This window comes from Enterobacter sp. FW301-JW81 (genome assembly GCF_058788735.1).
In genome coordinates this window covers 19,730-35,151 of sequence record NZ_JBYTBA010000011.1, presented here as the reverse complement: position 1 = coordinate 35,151, position 15,422 = coordinate 19,730, and the positions used below count along the sequence as shown (strand labels likewise).

Here is a 15,422-nt window from a genome sequence, read left to right as displayed (position 1 = left end):
ATTAACAGGGTTTTGGCGAATACTATTCGCCTGCCCGACATGACGTGACGGTGCCAATGGACGTTTCTTACCTGCTCGACAGCCTTAATGACAAACAGCGTGACGCGGTTGCCGCCTCGCGCACCAACATGCTGGTTCTGGCAGGGGCGGGCAGTGGTAAGACGCGCGTTCTGGTTCATCGTATCGCCTGGCTGCAAAGCGTGGAGAACTGCTCCCCGTACTCCATCATGGCGGTCACGTTTACCAACAAGGCGGCGGCGGAGATGCGCCACCGTATCGCCCAGCTGATGGGCACCAGCCAGGGCGGCATGTGGGTTGGCACCTTCCACGGCCTGGCGCACCGCCTGCTGCGCGCGCACCATATGGACGCCAACCTGCCGCAGGATTTCCAGATCCTCGACAGCGAAGACCAGCTCCGTTTGCTGAAGCGCCTGATCAAGGCGATGAACCTCGACGAGAAGCAGTGGCCGCCGCGTCAGGCGATGTGGTACATCAACGGTCAGAAAGACGAGGGGCTGCGCCCGCACCATATTCAGAGCTTCGGCAACCCGGTCGAGCAGACCTGGCAGAACGTTTATAAGGCCTATCAGGAAGCGTGCGATCGCGCCGGTCTGGTGGATTTCGCCGAGCTGCTGCTGCGTGCCCACGAGCTGTGGCTGAATAAGCCCCACATCCTGCAGCACTACCGCGAACGCTTTACCAATATCCTGGTGGACGAATTCCAGGATACCAACAACATCCAGTACGCGTGGATCCGCCTGCTGGCCGGCGATACCGGCAAGGTGATGATCGTGGGCGACGACGACCAGTCTATTTACGGCTGGCGCGGAGCGCAGGTGGAAAACATCCAGCGCTTCCTGACCGATTTCCCTGGCGCTCAGACCATCCGTCTGGAGCAGAACTACCGCTCAACCAGCAATATCCTGAGCGCGGCCAACGCCCTGATTGAAAACAACAACGGGCGTCTGGGGAAAAAGCTGTGGACCGACGGCGTCGACGGCGAACCCATTTCGATTTACTGCGCCTTCAACGAACTCGACGAAGCCCGCTTCGTGGTGAACCGCATCAAAACCTGGCAGGACAACGGCGGCGCGCTTGAGCAGTGTGCCATTCTCTATCGCAGCAACGCCCAGTCGCGCGTGCTGGAAGAGGCGCTGCTGCAGGTGAGCATGCCGTACCGCATTTATGGCGGCATGCGCTTCTTCGAACGTCAGGAAATCAAAGATGCGCTCTCGTATCTGCGCCTGATTGCCAACCGTAACGACGACGCGGCGTTTGAGCGCGTGGTCAACACGCCGACCCGCGGCATTGGTGACCGCACGCTGGACGTGGTGCGTCAGGCCTCTCGCGATCGTCAGCTCACGCTGTGGCAGGCGTGCCGCGAGCTGCTGCAGGAAAAAGCGCTCGCCGGCCGCGCCGCCAGCGCGCTGCAGCGCTTCCTCGAACTGATTGACGCGCTGGCGCAGGAAACGGCCGACATGCCGCTGCACGTGCAGACCGACCGGGTGATTAAAGACTCCGGCTTGAGAACCATGTACGAGCAGGAAAAAGGTGAGAAAGGCCAGACCCGTATTGAGAACTTAGAGGAACTGGTCACGGCAACGCGCCAGTTCAGCTACAACGAAGAAGACGAAGACCTGATGCCGCTGCAGGCATTTCTCTCTCACGCCGCGCTGGAAGCGGGAGAAGGGCAGGCGGATACCTGGCAGGATGCGGTTCAGCTCATGACCCTGCACTCCGCTAAAGGTCTGGAGTTCCCGCAGGTGTTTATCGTGGGTATGGAAGAGGGGATGTTCCCGAGCCAGATGTCGCTGGATGAAGGCGGACGTCTGGAAGAGGAGCGCCGTCTGGCCTATGTGGGCGTGACGCGAGCGATGCAAAAACTCACGCTGACCTACGCCGAAACCCGCCGTCTGTACGGTAAAGAGGTCTATCACCGTCCGTCGCGCTTTATCGGTGAACTGCCGGAAGAGTGCGTGGAAGAGGTGCGTCTGCGTGCGAGCATCAGCCGTCCGGTCAGCCATCAGCGCATGGGCTCGCCGATTGCGGAAACCGACACCGGCTACAAGCTGGGCCAGCGCGTGCGCCATTCGAAGTTTGGCGAAGGTACCATTGTGAATCTGGAAGGCAGCGGCGAGCACAGCCGCCTGCAGGTGGCGTTCCAGGGGCAGGGGATCAAATGGCTGGTGGCGGCCTATGCGAAGCTGGAAACAGTCTAACATTCAGAAAAATATCATTATTTTGTAATAATCTGCTAGCCTTATACATTGAAGGTCAATTAATGCCCTTCAGCGTTCCGTTGCGTGTTGACGCCACAGTTATAGCTGGCGTAACATGCGCGCACGATTACGCTAAGAGGACATTCGCCTTGGACACACCCAGTAGATACTGGCTCAATTCCCTGTCATCCAGGAACAACTCCTAAGGCTATCTCCCCTTGCTGATGGCCTTAGTGGTTGTCAGCGACCTGCACTATTCCCGTCGCGCTGAGTCAGGCTGTTTAATGGTCTGAAACCCAATTTGTTTCTGTGTGCCCACCGAACTGTCCGATATTTTTTGCATTGGGAGTCCCGGTCATGTTGAGCGCATTTCAACTCGAAAATAACCGACTGACTCGGCTTGAAGCCGAAGAGTCACAGCCCCTCATTGATGCCGTATGGGTGGATCTGGTCGAGCCGGACGACGATGAACGCCTGCGCGTACAATCTGAGCTGGGACAAAGCCTGGCGACACGCCCGGAACTGGAAGATATCGAAGCATCTGCACGTTTTTTTGAAGACGAAGACGGTCTGCATATTCACTCCTTCTTCTTCTTTGAAGATGCTGAAGACCACGCGGGTAACTCCACCGTGGCGTTTACCATTCGCGACGGCCGCCTGTTTACCCTGCGCGAGCGCGAACTGCCTGCGTTTCGTCTCTACCGCATGCGCGCCCGCAGCCAGGCGATGGTGGACGGCAACGCCTACGAGCTGCTGCTCGACCTGTTCGAGACCAAAATTGAACAGCTGGCGGACGAAATTGAAAACATCTACAGCGATCTGGAAAAGCTGAGCCGCGTGATCATGGAAGGGCATCAGGGCGATGAGTACGACGAAGCGCTCTCCACGCTGGCGGAGCTGGAAGATATCGGCTGGAAGGTGCGTTTGTGCCTGATGGATACCCAGCGCGCGCTGAACTTCCTGGTGCGCAAGGCGCGTCTGCCGGGCGGCCAGCTGGAGCAGGCGCGGGAGATCCTGCGCGATATCGAATCCCTGCTGCCGCACAACGAATCCCTGTTCCAGAAGGTCAACTTCCTGATGCAGGCGGCGATGGGCTTTATCAACATCGAGCAGAACCGCATCATCAAGATCTTCTCGGTGGTTTCTGTGGTGTTCCTGCCGCCGACGCTGGTGGCCTCCAGCTACGGGATGAACTTTGAGTTTATGCCGGAGCTGAAGTGGAGCTTTGGCTACCCGGGGGCGATAATCTTTATGATCCTCGCCGGGCTGGCGCCGTATCTCTATTTCAAGCGCAGGAACTGGCTGTAAAAATCTGGCGGGTGGCGCTGCGCTTACCCGCCCTACAAAACACCTACATTCCTTTGCGGGCCCTGCGCTGGGTATAAATGGCATCGGCAACGAAAATCGCCAGCGCTACCCAGATAAAGGCAAACGTCACCATCTTATCCGCGCCCGGCACTTCGCCGTAAAACACCACCGCCAGCAGGAACATCAGCGTCGGGCCAATGTACTGGAAGAAGCCCAGCGTGGAGAGACGCAGGCGCGTCGCCGCCCCGGTGAAGCACAGCAGTGGAATGGTGGTCACCACGCCCGCGGCCATCAGCATCAGGTTCAATGACCACGGGTTGCTGCCCATATGGCTGGTGGCGCTGTCGGCGATGCCAAACAGATAAATCGCCGCCACCGGCAGCAGCCACAGGGTTTCAAACAGCATCCCGGTTTGGGCTTCTACCGCAATCTTCTTACGCACCAGGCCGTAGAAGGCAAAGCTGAACGCCAGGCCGAGGGCAATAATCGGCAGCGAGCCGAAGGTCCACAGCTGCACCAGCACGCCGCAGAAGGCCAAAATGACGGCCACCCACTGCATCCGACGGAAGCGCTCGCCGAGGAAAATCATCCCCAGAACGATATTCACCAGCGGGTTAATGAAGTACCCCAGGCTCGCTTCGAGCATGTGATGGTTATTCACAGCCCAGATAAACAGCAGCCAGTTACCGCCAATCAGCACGGCAGAGAGCGCCAGCAGGAAAATCTTCTTCGGGGTTTGCAGCAGCGTTTTGACGCCGGACCACTGACGGCTGAGGCTCATCAGCGCAATCATAAAGAAGAACGACCAGATGACGCGGTGAGTAAGGATCTCATCGGCCGGAACGTAGGCGATAAGCTTGAAATACGCCGGGGCGATACCCCAAATAAAATAAGCGGCAAGGGCGAGTAAAACGCCCTGCCGCGTCTGTTTAGCATCCATCGGGAAAATCCGTTACAAAAAAGTGAATTAATTTTACCCGATTTTGCTGCCTCAACCCACCATATAAGTGGCGGTTGCGCTGGCGATATAAACCTGTTCTTCGTTGTGTAACTCAACGCGCGCCACGGCCACTTTGTTGCCCGCGCGCAGCAGGCTGCTGGTACAGGTGAAGCGATTTCCGCGCCCTGGACGAAGATAGTCAACGCGTAAATCAATGGTGCCCATGCGCGCCAGACGCTGGCGGAGTTCGTCTTCATTAATGGTGTCATGGCGGGTCAGCGTACTGCCTACGCAGACCAGTCCAGCCGCGACGTCCAGCGCAGAGGCAATCACACCGCCGTGCAAAATACTTTGCGCCCAGTTACCCACCATCATCGGCTGGTTGTTGAAACTCAGCTGGGCAAAGTCTTTCTCGTAACGCTCCAGTTCCAGTCCCAGCGCGCGGTTAAACGGCATATGGTAAACAAAAATCTCGCCCACGAGTTTTAACACTTCTTCGGCGGTAAGCATGGCTGACATGAGGCATCACATCCTTATTGTTAATGAAATGTTGATTTTATGCCTCAGCAATAAGGAATTCCACTTTCAGAAACGAGGATGCAGCAGTTGTCGCAGAAGTATGTAGAATGTTCGCCACATAACTATTCAAGTAATTTTACTCTTTTGCAGGAGAACACCACCGATGCGGACGTATCTGGCCTGGTTACTGGCGGCGGTTGCGCTGCCCCTCACAGCATATGCGCAGGAAGCGACGATCAAAGAGGTGCATGATAAACCTGCCGTTCACGGCAGCATTATTGCGAACCTTCTTCAGGAGCATGACAACCCGTTCACGCTCTATCCGTACGACACCAACTACGTGATTTACACCCAGACCAGCGATCTCAACAAAGAGGCGATAAGCTCCTATAACTGGTCTGATAATGCGCGTAAAGATGAGGTGAAGTTCCAGCTCAGCCTCGCCTTCCCGTTCTGGCGCGGCATTCTGGGGCCGAACTCGGTTCTTGGTGCGTCTTACACGCAGAAATCCTGGTGGCAGCTGTCTAACAGCGGGGAGTCCTCGCCGTTCCGTGAAACGAACTACGAGCCTCAGCTGTTCCTCGGTTTTGCAACGGATTATGAATTTGCCGGATGGACGTTGCGTGATGTCGAAGTGGGCTTTAACCATGATTCTAACGGCCGTTCCGACCCGACTTCACGTAGCTGGAACCGCGCCTATACGCGCCTGATGGCGCAGAACGGTAACTGGATGGTGGAGGTGAAGCCGTGGTATGTGGTCGGCAGCACTGATGACAACCCGGACATCACCAAATACATGGGATACTACCAGCTCAAAGTCGGCTATCAGCTGGGCGATGCGGTGCTGAGCGCGAAGGGCCAGTACAACTGGAATACCGGCTACGGCGGCGCGGAAGTGGGCTTAAGCTATCCTGTGACGAAGCACGTTCGCATCTATACGCAGGTATACAGCGGTTACGGCGAGTCGCTTATCGACTACAACTTCAACCAGACCCGCGTCGGCGTGGGCGTGATGCTGAACGATATTCTCTAGGCAGCTCGAATGTTTTTGCGTTAAACGTTGAAGTTTCTCTCTCAGGCGCTGAAAATAGCGCCTGTTTTATTTTTCGCATATGGGGTTAATGTGGCGCAGGCGGAAGTATTGAATCAGGAGTCGCTGGCTAAACAGGTTTTGCATGAAACCTTTGGCTACCAGCAGTTCCGCCCTGGCCAGGAAACCATCATTGAAACGGTGCTGGAAGGTCGCGATTGCCTGGTGGTGATGCCGACCGGCGGCGGTAAATCCCTCTGCTATCAGGTGCCCGCGTTGGTGCTTAACGGCCTGACGGTCGTGGTATCGCCCCTGATTTCTCTGATGAAAGACCAGGTTGACCAGCTGCTCGCCAACGGCGTGGCGGCGGCGTGTCTTAACTCGACGCAAACCCGCGAGCAGCAGCAAGAGGTGATGGCCGGGTGCCGCACCGGGCAGATCCGCCTGCTGTATATCGCGCCGGAACGCCTGATGCTGGATAACTTCCTCGACCATCTCGCGCACTGGAACCCGGTCCTGCTGGCGGTGGATGAAGCGCACTGTATCTCCCAGTGGGGTCACGATTTCCGCCCGGAATATGCTGCGCTCGGCCAACTGCGTCAGCGCTTCCCCGAGCTGCCGTTTATGGCGCTTACCGCCACGGCAGATGACACCACCCGTCTGGATATTGTTCGCCTGCTGGGGCTGAACGACCCCTATATTCAGGTCAGCAGCTTCGACCGCCCCAACATCCGCTACATGCTGATGGAAAAATTCAAGCCGCTGGATCAGCTCTTACGCTACGTGCAGGAGCAGCGCGGCAAGTCCGGCATCATCTACTGCAACAGCCGAGCGAAGGTGGAAGACACTGCCGCGCGTCTGCAAAACCGTGGCTTTAGCGCGGCGGCCTATCATGCCGGGTTAGAGAACCACATCCGTGCCGACGTGCAGGAGAAATTCCAGCGCGATGACCTGCAAATCGTGGTGGCGACGGTAGCGTTCGGCATGGGGATAAACAAGCCCAACGTGCGCTTTGTGGTGCACTTCGACATTCCGCGCAATATCGAATCCTACTATCAGGAAACCGGCCGTGCCGGGCGTGACGGTCTGCCAGCGGAAGCGATGCTGTTTTACGATCCGGCCGATATGGCATGGCTGCGCCGCTGCCTGGAGGAAAAACCGCAGGGACAGCTGCAGGATATCGAACGCCACAAGCTCAACGCGATGGGCGCGTTTGCCGAAGCGCAAACCTGCCGTCGTCTGGTGCTGCTCAACTACTTTGGTGAAGGGCGACAGGAGCCGTGCGGCAACTGCGATATCTGCCTGGATCCGCCGAAACAGTACGATGGCCTGATGGACGCGCGTAAGGCGCTCTCGACTATTTACCGTGTTAACCAGCGCTTCGGGATGGGCTACGTGGTGGAAGTGCTGCGCGGTGCTAATAACCAGCGTATCCGCGATATGGGCCACGACAAGCTGCCCGTCTACGGTATTGGCAAGGACCAGAGCCACGAGCACTGGGTCAGCATTATTCGTCAGCTGATTCACCTCGGCTTTGCCACACAGAACATTGCTCAGCACTCCGCGCTGCAGCTGACCGAAGCGGCGCGTCCGGTCCTGCGCGGTGACGTTGAACTGAAGCTCGCCGTGCCGCGCGTTATCGCCCTGAAGCCGCGGGTGATGCAAAAATCGTACGGCGGCAACTACGACCGCAAGCTGTTTGCCAAACTGCGCAAGCTGCGTAAAGCCATTGCCGATGAAGAGAACATCCCGCCTTACGTGGTGTTCAACGACGCGACGCTGATTGAGATGGCCGAGCAGATGCCGCTCAGCGCCAGCGAAATGCTCAGCGTCAACGGCGTCGGTACGCGCAAGCTGGAGCGCTTCGGGAAGGAGTTTATGGCCCTCATCCGCTCTCATGCCGACGGTGATGATGAGGAGTAGTCAGCCGGGCAAAAAAGTGTCAGGATGATGACTCACTGAATTATTTCCCTGCGAGCGAATTATGTTGATGCTATTTCTCACCGTGGCGTTAGTGCACATCGTTGCGCTGATGAGCCCGGGCCCGGACTTTTTCTTCGTGTCACAAACGGCCGTCAGCCGCTCCCGTAAAGAGGCCATGATGGGCGTGCTCGGTATTACTATGGGCGTCATGGTCTGGGCCGCGGTCGCGCTGCTTGGCCTGAACCTGATTCTGGCGAAGATGGCCTGGCTACATAACATCATTATGGTTGGCGGTGGCCTGTACCTGTGCTGGATGGGCTACCAGATGCTGCGCGGCGCGCTGAAAAAAGAAGAGAAAAAACCGGAAGAGCCAAAGGTTGAGCTGGCAACGGGCGGCCGCAGCTTTGTGAAAGGGCTGCTGACCAACCTGGCAAACCCGAAAGCCATTATCTATTTCGGCTCGGTGTTCTCGCTGTTTGTCGGGGATAACGTCGGCGCGGGCGCGCGCTGGGGTATCTTCCTGCTGATCGTCGTTGAGACCTTTGCGTGGTTCACCGTGGTGGCAAGCCTGTTTGCCTTACCGGCAATGCGCCGTGGCTATCAGCGCATCGCGAAGTGGATTGACGGCTTCGCCGGCGCGCTGTTCGCCGGCTTCGGCATTCATCTCATCATTTCTCGCTAAGCATGACGCGCTGAAGCAAGCAGCGCGCCAACCAGCATAAACAGCGAGCCAAAGACTTTATTCAGGGCCTTCATCTGCTTAGGCCCTTTAATCCACGCCGCAATCCGCTGCGCCAGGGTCGCGTAACCAATCATCACGATGATATCGACGATAATGGTGGTCGCACCCAGCACCACGTACTGCATCACCTGGGGCTGATGTGGCACGATAAACTGCGGGAACAGCGCGGCGAGGAAGACGATGCTTTTTGGGTTGGTGAGGTTGACGAACACCGCGCGCTTAAACAGATGGCCGCGATTTTGCGTCTGAGCGAGCGTATTCAGGTTGATGGAGCCCGCCGCGCGCCACTGCTGAATACCCAGCCAGATCAGATATGCTGCACCGGCCCATTTCAGTATCTCAAAAGCCAGTACCGAGCGGGAGAACAGGGTGCCCAGGCCAATTCCGACCAGGACGATGTGAATGCCCAGCCCGGCCTGCAAACCGGCAATCGACGCTGCCGCACCGCGATAGCCGTGGTTGATGGAGGTGGTCATGGTGTTAATGGCGCCCGAGCCCGGTGAAAGGCTAAGGATGATGGATGTCAGCAGGTAAGCGAACCACCACTCGAAGGTCATTTGAAACTCCCGAATCGTCTGTTTTTATGCCACAATACGCTATTGTTGAGTCATTTTGTGACCGGTTACGAAAAAACGATATTCCTTGGCTTACGTGAGTGGAAACCCGATGTTTCAGCAGAAAAAGGACTGGGAAACACGAGAAAACGCATTTGCTGCTTTCTCCATGGGGCCGCTGACCGATTTCTGGCGCCAGCGTGAGGAAGATGAGTTTACGGGCGTCGGTGATATACCGGTACGCTTTGTGCGTTTTCACGATAAGAAAAATGACCGGGTCATCGTGGTCTGTCCCGGGCGTATCGAGAGCTACATCAAATACGCCGAACTGGCCTATGACCTGTTCCATCTGGGCTTCGATGTGTTGATTATCGATCACCGCGGGCAGGGGCTTTCGGGCCGCTTGTTATCGGATACGCATCGCGGCCATGTGGATAGCTTCAGCGATTACGTCGACGATCTCGCCGCGTTCTGGCAGCAGGAGGTCGAGCCTGGCCCATGGCGGAAGCGCTATATTCTGGCGCACTCAATGGGCGGTGCGATTTCAACGCTGTTTTTACAGCGTCACGAGCACCAGTGCGACGCCATTGCGCTCACCGCGCCGATGTACGGCATCGTCATGCGCTTTCCGGACTGGATGGTGCGCCATATTCTCGACTGGGCTGAGGGCCATCAGCGCATTCGTGAAGGTTACGCCATCGGCACCGGGCGCTGGCGGGCGTTGCCGTTTGCGATGAACGTGCTGACCCACAGCCGACAGCGCTATCGTCGTAACCTGCGTTTTTATGCCGATGAACCGCGCCTGCGCGTGGGTGGCCCGACATATCACTGGGTGCGGGAAGGGATCCTTGCCGGTGAGCAGGTTCTGGCGGGCGTCGCGAATGACGACACGCCAACGCTCCTGATTCAGGCTGAAGAAGAGCGTGTGGTGGATAACCGCATGCATGACCGCTTTTGCGAACTCCGCGCTGCCGCCGGGCACCCTTGTGAAGGGGGAAAACCGTTGGTCATCAACGGCGCGTACCATGAGATCCTTTTTGAAAAGGACGCTATGCGCTCAGTCGCGCTTAACGCCATCGTCGAGTTTTTCGACCGGCATAACTGATTTTCTATTGAGGTTAAATTTCCCTATGTACCAGGTTGTTGCATCTGATTTAGATGGCACGCTGCTTTCTCCCGACCACACCCTGTCGCCTTACGCGAAAGAGACCTTAAAGCTGCTGACCGCCCGGGGCGTGAACTTCGTGTTTGCCACCGGCCGCCACCACGTAGACGTAGGGCAGATCCGCGATAATCTTGAAATCAAATCGTACATGATCACCTCTAACGGTGCGCGCGTGCATGATACCGACGGCAACCTGATCTTTACCCATAACCTGGATCGCGATATTGCCGCCGATCTGTTCGGGGTAGTGCATAACAACCCGAACATCGTCACCAACGTTTACCGCGACGACGACTGGTTCATGAACCGCCACCGCCCGGAAGAGATGCGTTTCTTCAAGGAAGCCGTATTCCAGTACTCGCTGTACGAGCCGGGTCTGCTGGAGCCGGAAGGGATCAGCAAGGTGTTCTTCACCTGCGTAAACCATGAGGAATTGCTGCCGCTGGAGCAGGCGATCAACGCGCGCTGGGGCGATCGCGTCAACGTGAGCTTCTCAACGCTGACCTGTCTGGAAGTGATGGCCGGGGGCGTCTCCAAAGGCCACGCGCTGGAAGCGGTTGCGAAACGTCTGGGATTCGAGCTGAAAGACTGCATCGCCTTTGGTGACGGCATGAACGACGCCGAGATGCTCTCCATGGCGGGCAAGGGCTGCATTATGGAGAACGCGCACCAGCGTCTGAAAGACCTGCATCCGGAGCTGGAAGTGATCGGCACCAACGGCGACAACGCGGTACCGAAATATCTGCGCAAGCTGTTCCTTGAATAAACTTCATTCGGTTATTTATTGCTCAGTTGTCAACTAAAGAGTTCGCTACAATGCCTGTCCTTCTTTCTGAGAGACAAGCATTGTGGCGCTACTCATTATCACCACTATCCTGTGGGCCTTCTCCTTTAGCCTGATTGGCGAATACCTTGCCGGTTCAGTCGACAGCTACTTCTCGGTGCTGATGCGCGTGGGGCTGGCGGCGCTGGTGTTCCTGCCGTTTCTGCGTACGCGCGGGCAATCGTTGAAAACGATCGTGCTGTATATGCTGGTGGGGGCGATGCAGCTCGGCATCATGTATCTGTTTAGCTTCCGGGCTTACGTCTACCTGTCCGTCTCTGAATTCCTGCTGTTCACCGTGCTTACGCCGCTCTATATCACGCTAATCTACGATTTGCTCAGCAAGCGCCGCCTGCGCTGGGGATACCTGCTGAGCGCGGCACTGGCGGTGATCGGCGCGGCGATTATTCGCTATGACAAAGTCAGCGATCACTTCTGGACCGGGCTAATGTTCGTCCAGCTCGCCAACATCAGTTTTGCCATCGGCATGGTGGGCTACAAGCGCCTGATGGAAACCCGTCCGATGCCGCAGCATAACGCATTTGCCTGGTTCTATATGGGGGCCGCGATTATCGCGGTGGCGGCGTGGTTTATGCTCGGTAACCCGCAAAAGCTGCCGACCACCGCCGTGCAGTGGGGCGTTCTGGTCTGGCTGGGCGTTGTGGCATCAGGGCTGGGGTATTTCATGTGGAACTACGGCGCTACTCAGGTAGACGCCGGTACGCTGGGGATCATGAACAACGTGCATGTCCCGGCAGGGCTACTGGTCAACCTCGCCATCTGGCAGCAACAGCCGCACTGGCCGAGCTTCATTATTGGGGGAACGGTGATCCTGGCTTCGCTGTGGGTCCATCGACGCTGGGTCGCTCCGCGCTCCGCACAAACGGAAGATGGTCGCACGCGTGGTTCCGCGCTGAGCGAATAAACGCCTCCGTAATCGGCTGACGCTGCTCGCCATCGCGCACGGCGGCGTACAGCCTGCTCCACAGTCCTTCACCCAGGGTTTTGGTGACCACCAGACCCTGGCGTTCAAAACTCTCCACCACCCAGTGCGGCAATGCCGCGATGCCCATTCTTGCCGCCACCATCTGAATCAACAGCAGGGTGTTATCCACGCTTTTCAGCTGCGGGCTAATGCCTGCCGGCTGCAGGAAGTGACGCCAGATATCCAGACGACTGCGCTGAACCGGGTAAATCAGCAGCGTTTCTGTCGCCAGATCTTCCGGCGTGATGCGCGTTTTAGCTGCCAGCGGATGGTCCGGCGCCAGCACCAGGCGCACTTCATAATCAAACATCGGCGAATAGTGCAGGCCGCTGCGCGGCAGTATGTCGGAGGTCATGACCAGATCCAGCTCGCCCTGCTGGAGCGAGGGCTGCGGGTCGAACGTCACGCCGGATTTAAAGTCCATCTCTACCTGCGGCCACTTCTGGCGGAAGTTCTCAAGCGCGGGGGTCAGCCATTGAATACAGCTGTGGCATTCAATGGCGATACGCAGCTTGGTCTGCTGCGGTTCGTTACACGCCTGCAGCGCGCTGGCGATCTGCGGCAGCACCTGATTCGCCAGCTGCAGCAGGATCTCGCCCTGAGGCGTAAAGCGCAGCGGCTGGCTCTTACGCACAAAAAGACGAAATCCAAGGCGCTGTTCCAGATCGCTGAACTGGTGAGAAAGGGCGGACTGGGTCTGATGCAGCGTGGCTGCCGCCGCCGCGAGCGAGCCGCAGTTCCGCAACGCTTGTAGCGTTTTCAGGTGTTTTATCTCGATCATGAAAGTCCTTCACTTCGCCATGAACATTTTGCGCTTGAGGAATATACAGTACCTGCCAATTATAGATGTGTAAACATCTGGACGTCTAAATAACGAATTTCACAAGGGGCATACCATGACAATCCGCAATCACACTCTCGGTTTCCCTCGCGTTGGCCTGCGTCGCGAGCTGAAAAAAGCGCAAGAAAGCTACTGGGCGGGTAACGCCACCCGTGAAGAACTGCTGGCGGTGGGACGCGAGCTGCGCGCCCGTCACTGGGATCAGCAAAAACAGGCGGGCATTGACCTGCTGCCGGTGGGCGATTTCGCCTGGTACGACCATGTTCTGACGACCAGCCTGCTGCTTGGCAACGTGCCGGCTCGTCATCAGAACAAAGATGGATCGGTAGATATCGATACCCTGTTCCGCATCGGCCGTGGCCGTGCGCCGACGGGTGAGCCAGCGGCAGCGGCGGAAATGACCAAGTGGTTTAACACCAACTATCACTATATGGTGCCGGAATTCGTAAAAGGCCAGCAGTTCAGGCTGACCTGGACGCAGCTTCTGGATGAAGTGGACGAAGCGCTGGCGCTGGGCCACCAGGTGAAACCGGTGCTGCTTGGGCCGGTAACGTACCTGTGGCTGGGTAAAGTCAAGGGCGAGCAGTTTGACCGGCTCAGCCTGCTGAAGGATATTCTGCCGGTCTACAAACAGGTGCTGATTGAGCTGGGCAAGCGCGGCATTCAGTGGGTGCAAATCGACGAACCTGCGCTGGTGCTTGAACTGCCGCAGGAGTGGCTCGATGCCTTCAAACCGGCGTATGACGCGCTTAGCGGTCAGGTAAAACTTCTGCTGACCACCTATTTCGAAGGCGTGACGCCGAACCTGAAGACCATTACCGCGCTGCCGGTTCAGGGCCTGCACGTTGACCTCGTACACGGTAAGGACGATGTCGCGGAGCTGCACAAGCGCTTGCCAGCGGACTGGCTGCTCTCCGCTGGCCTGATCAACGGCCGTAACGTCTGGCGCGCCGATCTCACCGAGAAATACGCCCAGATTAAGGACATCGTCGGTAAGCGTGAGCTTTGGGTAGCATCTTCCTGTTCGCTGCTGCATAGCCCGATCGATCTGAGCGTGGAAACGCGTCTGGATGCCGAAGTAAAAAGCTGGTTTGCCTTCGCGCTGCAAAAATGTGAAGAGCTGGTCCTGCTGCGCGACGCGCTCAACAGTGGCGACACGGCGGCTATTGCCAAATGGAGCGCACCGATTCAGGCGCGTCGTCACTCGGCTCGTGTCCATAACCCGGCGGTGGAAAAACGCCTGGCGGCCATCACCGCCCAGGACAGCCAGCGTCAGAGCCCGTATGAGGTGCGCGCCGAAGCGCAGCGCGCCCGCTTCAACTTGCCCGCGTGGCCGACCACTACAATTGGTTCCTTCCCGCAGACCACCGAGATCCGCGGCCTGCGTCTGGACTTCAAAAAGGGCAATCTGGATGCGAATCACTACCGCACCGGTATCGCTGAACACATCAAACAGGCGATTATCGAGCAGGAACGTCTGGGTCTGGACGTGCTGGTGCACGGTGAGGCCGAGCGTAACGACATGGTGGAATACTTCGGTGAACATCTGGACGGTTTCGTGTTTACCCAGAACGGCTGGGTGCAGAGCTACGGCTCCCGCTGCGTGAAGCCACCGGTGGTCATTGGTGACGTCAGCCGTCCGGAAGCGATCACCGTGGAGTGGGCGAAATACGCGCAGTCCCTGACGGACAAGCCGGTGAAAGGCATGCTCACCGGTCCGGTAACAATTCTTTGCTGGTCCTTCCCGCGTGAAGACGTGACCCGTGAAACCATCGCGAAGCAAATTGCGCTGGCGCTGCGTGACGAAGTGGCCGATCTCGAAGCCGCAGGCATTGGCATCATCCAGATTGACGAACCGGCGCTGCGCGAAGGCTTGCCGCTGCGCCGCAGCGACTGGGATGCGTATTTACAGTGGGGCGTGGAAGCGTTCCGCATCAACGCCGCGGTCGCGAAGGACGACACCCAGATCCACACCCACATGTGTTACTGCGAATTTAACGACATCATGGATTCGATTGCCGCGCTGGACGCTGACGTGATCACCATCGAGACCTCGCGTTCAGACATGGAGCTGCTGGAGTCGTTTGAAGAGTTCGACTATCCGAATGAGATTGGGCCGGGCGTGTACGACATTCACTCCCCGAACGTGCCTAGCGTGGAGTGGATTGAAGCCCTGCTGAAAAAAGCGGCTCAGCGCATTCCGGCAGAGCGCCTGTGGGTAAACCCGGACTGCGGACTGAAAACCCGCGGCTGGCCGGAAACCCGCGCGGCGCTGGCCAACATGGTGAAAGCGGCGCAGAACTTGCGTCAGGCGTAACGGATCTGCATTGCCGGGTGGCACCCGGCCTACCTGAAGGCCCGGTAAGGCGTAAC

General features: G+C 57.7%; 14 protein-coding genes. 10 read left to right on the top strand and 4 right to left on the bottom strand.

Annotation, left to right across the window (positions count from 1 at the left end):
• Nucleotides 1–56 precede the first annotated feature (56 nt).
• From uvrD to corA, 3 genes are all read left to right on the top strand, one after another.
• Nucleotides 57–2,219 carry a DNA helicase II gene (uvrD, locus tag AC3WOK_RS22930; RefSeq protein ID WP_059311536.1) on the top strand — a complete coding sequence of 721 codons (2,163 nt, stop codon included), beginning with the start codon at nucleotides 57–59 and terminating at the stop codon, nucleotides 2,217–2,219.
• Between the two features lie 149 nt (nucleotides 2,220–2,368).
• Complete coding sequence (gene ysgD / locus AC3WOK_RS22925) at nucleotides 2,369–2,425, top strand: YsgD/CorL family protein (protein ID WP_212743980.1); 57 nt, start codon at nucleotides 2,369–2,371, stop codon at nucleotides 2,423–2,425.
• 151 nt (nucleotides 2,426–2,576) lie between these two features.
• Nucleotides 2,577–3,527, top strand: a complete 951-nt coding sequence (gene corA, locus AC3WOK_RS22920) for a magnesium/cobalt transporter CorA (RefSeq protein ID WP_008501540.1) — start codon at nucleotides 2,577–2,579, stop codon at nucleotides 3,525–3,527.
• A 43-nt stretch (nucleotides 3,528–3,570) separates the two neighbouring features.
• Here the strand turns inward: corA and rarD are convergent, their stop codons facing one another.
• Both rarD and yigI read right to left on the bottom strand, forming a co-directional pair.
• Nucleotides 3,571–4,467, bottom strand: a complete 897-nt coding sequence (gene rarD / locus AC3WOK_RS22915) for an EamA family transporter RarD (RefSeq protein WP_047345454.1) — start codon at nucleotides 4,465–4,467, stop codon at nucleotides 3,571–3,573.
• A gap of 51 nt (nucleotides 4,468–4,518) precedes the next feature.
• Nucleotides 4,519–4,986, bottom strand: a complete 468-nt coding sequence (yigI, locus tag AC3WOK_RS22910; protein ID WP_008501538.1) for an acyl-CoA thioesterase YigI — start codon at nucleotides 4,984–4,986, stop codon at nucleotides 4,519–4,521.
• 163 nt (nucleotides 4,987–5,149) lie between these two features.
• On the opposite strand from yigI, the gene pldA reads away from it, so the two are divergent.
• The 3 genes from pldA to rhtC all read left to right on the top strand — a co-directional run bounded on the left by pldA (nucleotide 5,150) and on the right by rhtC (nucleotide 8,621).
• Nucleotides 5,150–6,019: a phospholipase A gene (gene pldA, locus AC3WOK_RS22905; protein WP_047345453.1), complete on the top strand. Its 870-nt coding sequence runs from the start codon at nucleotides 5,150–5,152 to the stop codon at nucleotides 6,017–6,019.
• A 90-nt stretch (nucleotides 6,020–6,109) separates the two neighbouring features.
• Entirely contained in the window at nucleotides 6,110–7,939 is a 1,830-nt protein-coding gene (recQ, locus tag AC3WOK_RS22900; protein WP_047345452.1) for an ATP-dependent DNA helicase RecQ, read from the top strand.
• Nucleotides 7,940–8,000: 61 nt separating this feature from the next.
• Complete coding sequence (gene rhtC, locus AC3WOK_RS22895; RefSeq protein WP_006179256.1) at nucleotides 8,001–8,621, top strand: threonine export protein RhtC; 621 nt, start codon at nucleotides 8,001–8,003, stop codon at nucleotides 8,619–8,621.
• Here rhtC and rhtB read toward each other — a convergent pair.
• Nucleotides 8,618–9,238, bottom strand: coding sequence for a homoserine/homoserine lactone efflux protein (gene rhtB / locus AC3WOK_RS22890; protein ID WP_063431778.1), 621 nt, complete (start codon nucleotides 9,236–9,238; stop codon nucleotides 8,618–8,620). The two genes, rhtC and rhtB, sit on opposite strands and share 4 nt — an antisense overlap.
• A 109-nt stretch (nucleotides 9,239–9,347) precedes the next feature.
• On the opposite strand from rhtB, the gene pldB reads away from it, so the two are divergent.
• The 3 genes from pldB to AC3WOK_RS22875 all read left to right on the top strand — a co-directional run bounded on the left by pldB (nucleotide 9,348) and on the right by AC3WOK_RS22875 (nucleotide 12,148).
• Nucleotides 9,348–10,340, top strand: coding sequence for a lysophospholipase L2 (gene pldB / locus AC3WOK_RS22885; RefSeq protein WP_047345450.1), 993 nt, complete (start codon nucleotides 9,348–9,350; stop codon nucleotides 10,338–10,340).
• Between the two features lie 25 nt (nucleotides 10,341–10,365).
• On the top strand, nucleotides 10,366–11,166 hold the full coding sequence (yigL, locus tag AC3WOK_RS22880) for a sugar/pyridoxal phosphate phosphatase YigL (RefSeq protein ID WP_063431779.1): 801 nt from the start codon (nucleotides 10,366–10,368) through the stop codon (nucleotides 11,164–11,166).
• Between the two features lie 82 nt (nucleotides 11,167–11,248).
• Complete coding sequence (locus AC3WOK_RS22875; RefSeq protein WP_492355149.1) at nucleotides 11,249–12,148, top strand: carboxylate/amino acid/amine transporter; 900 nt, start codon at nucleotides 11,249–11,251, stop codon at nucleotides 12,146–12,148.
• Here AC3WOK_RS22875 and metR read toward each other — a convergent pair.
• Complete coding sequence (gene metR / locus AC3WOK_RS22870; RefSeq protein ID WP_048339012.1) at nucleotides 12,036–12,989, bottom strand: HTH-type transcriptional regulator MetR; 954 nt, start codon at nucleotides 12,987–12,989, stop codon at nucleotides 12,036–12,038. The genes AC3WOK_RS22875 and metR overlap by 113 nt on opposite strands.
• Before the next feature lie 115 nt (nucleotides 12,990–13,104).
• Here metR and metE point away from each other — a divergent pair, with 115 nt between their 5' ends.
• Nucleotides 13,105–15,366: a 5-methyltetrahydropteroyltriglutamate--homocysteine S-methyltransferase gene (gene metE / locus AC3WOK_RS22865; RefSeq protein WP_492355148.1), complete on the top strand. Its 2,262-nt coding sequence runs from the start codon at nucleotides 13,105–13,107 to the stop codon at nucleotides 15,364–15,366.
• The last annotated feature ends 56 nt before the right edge of the window (nucleotides 15,367–15,422 follow it).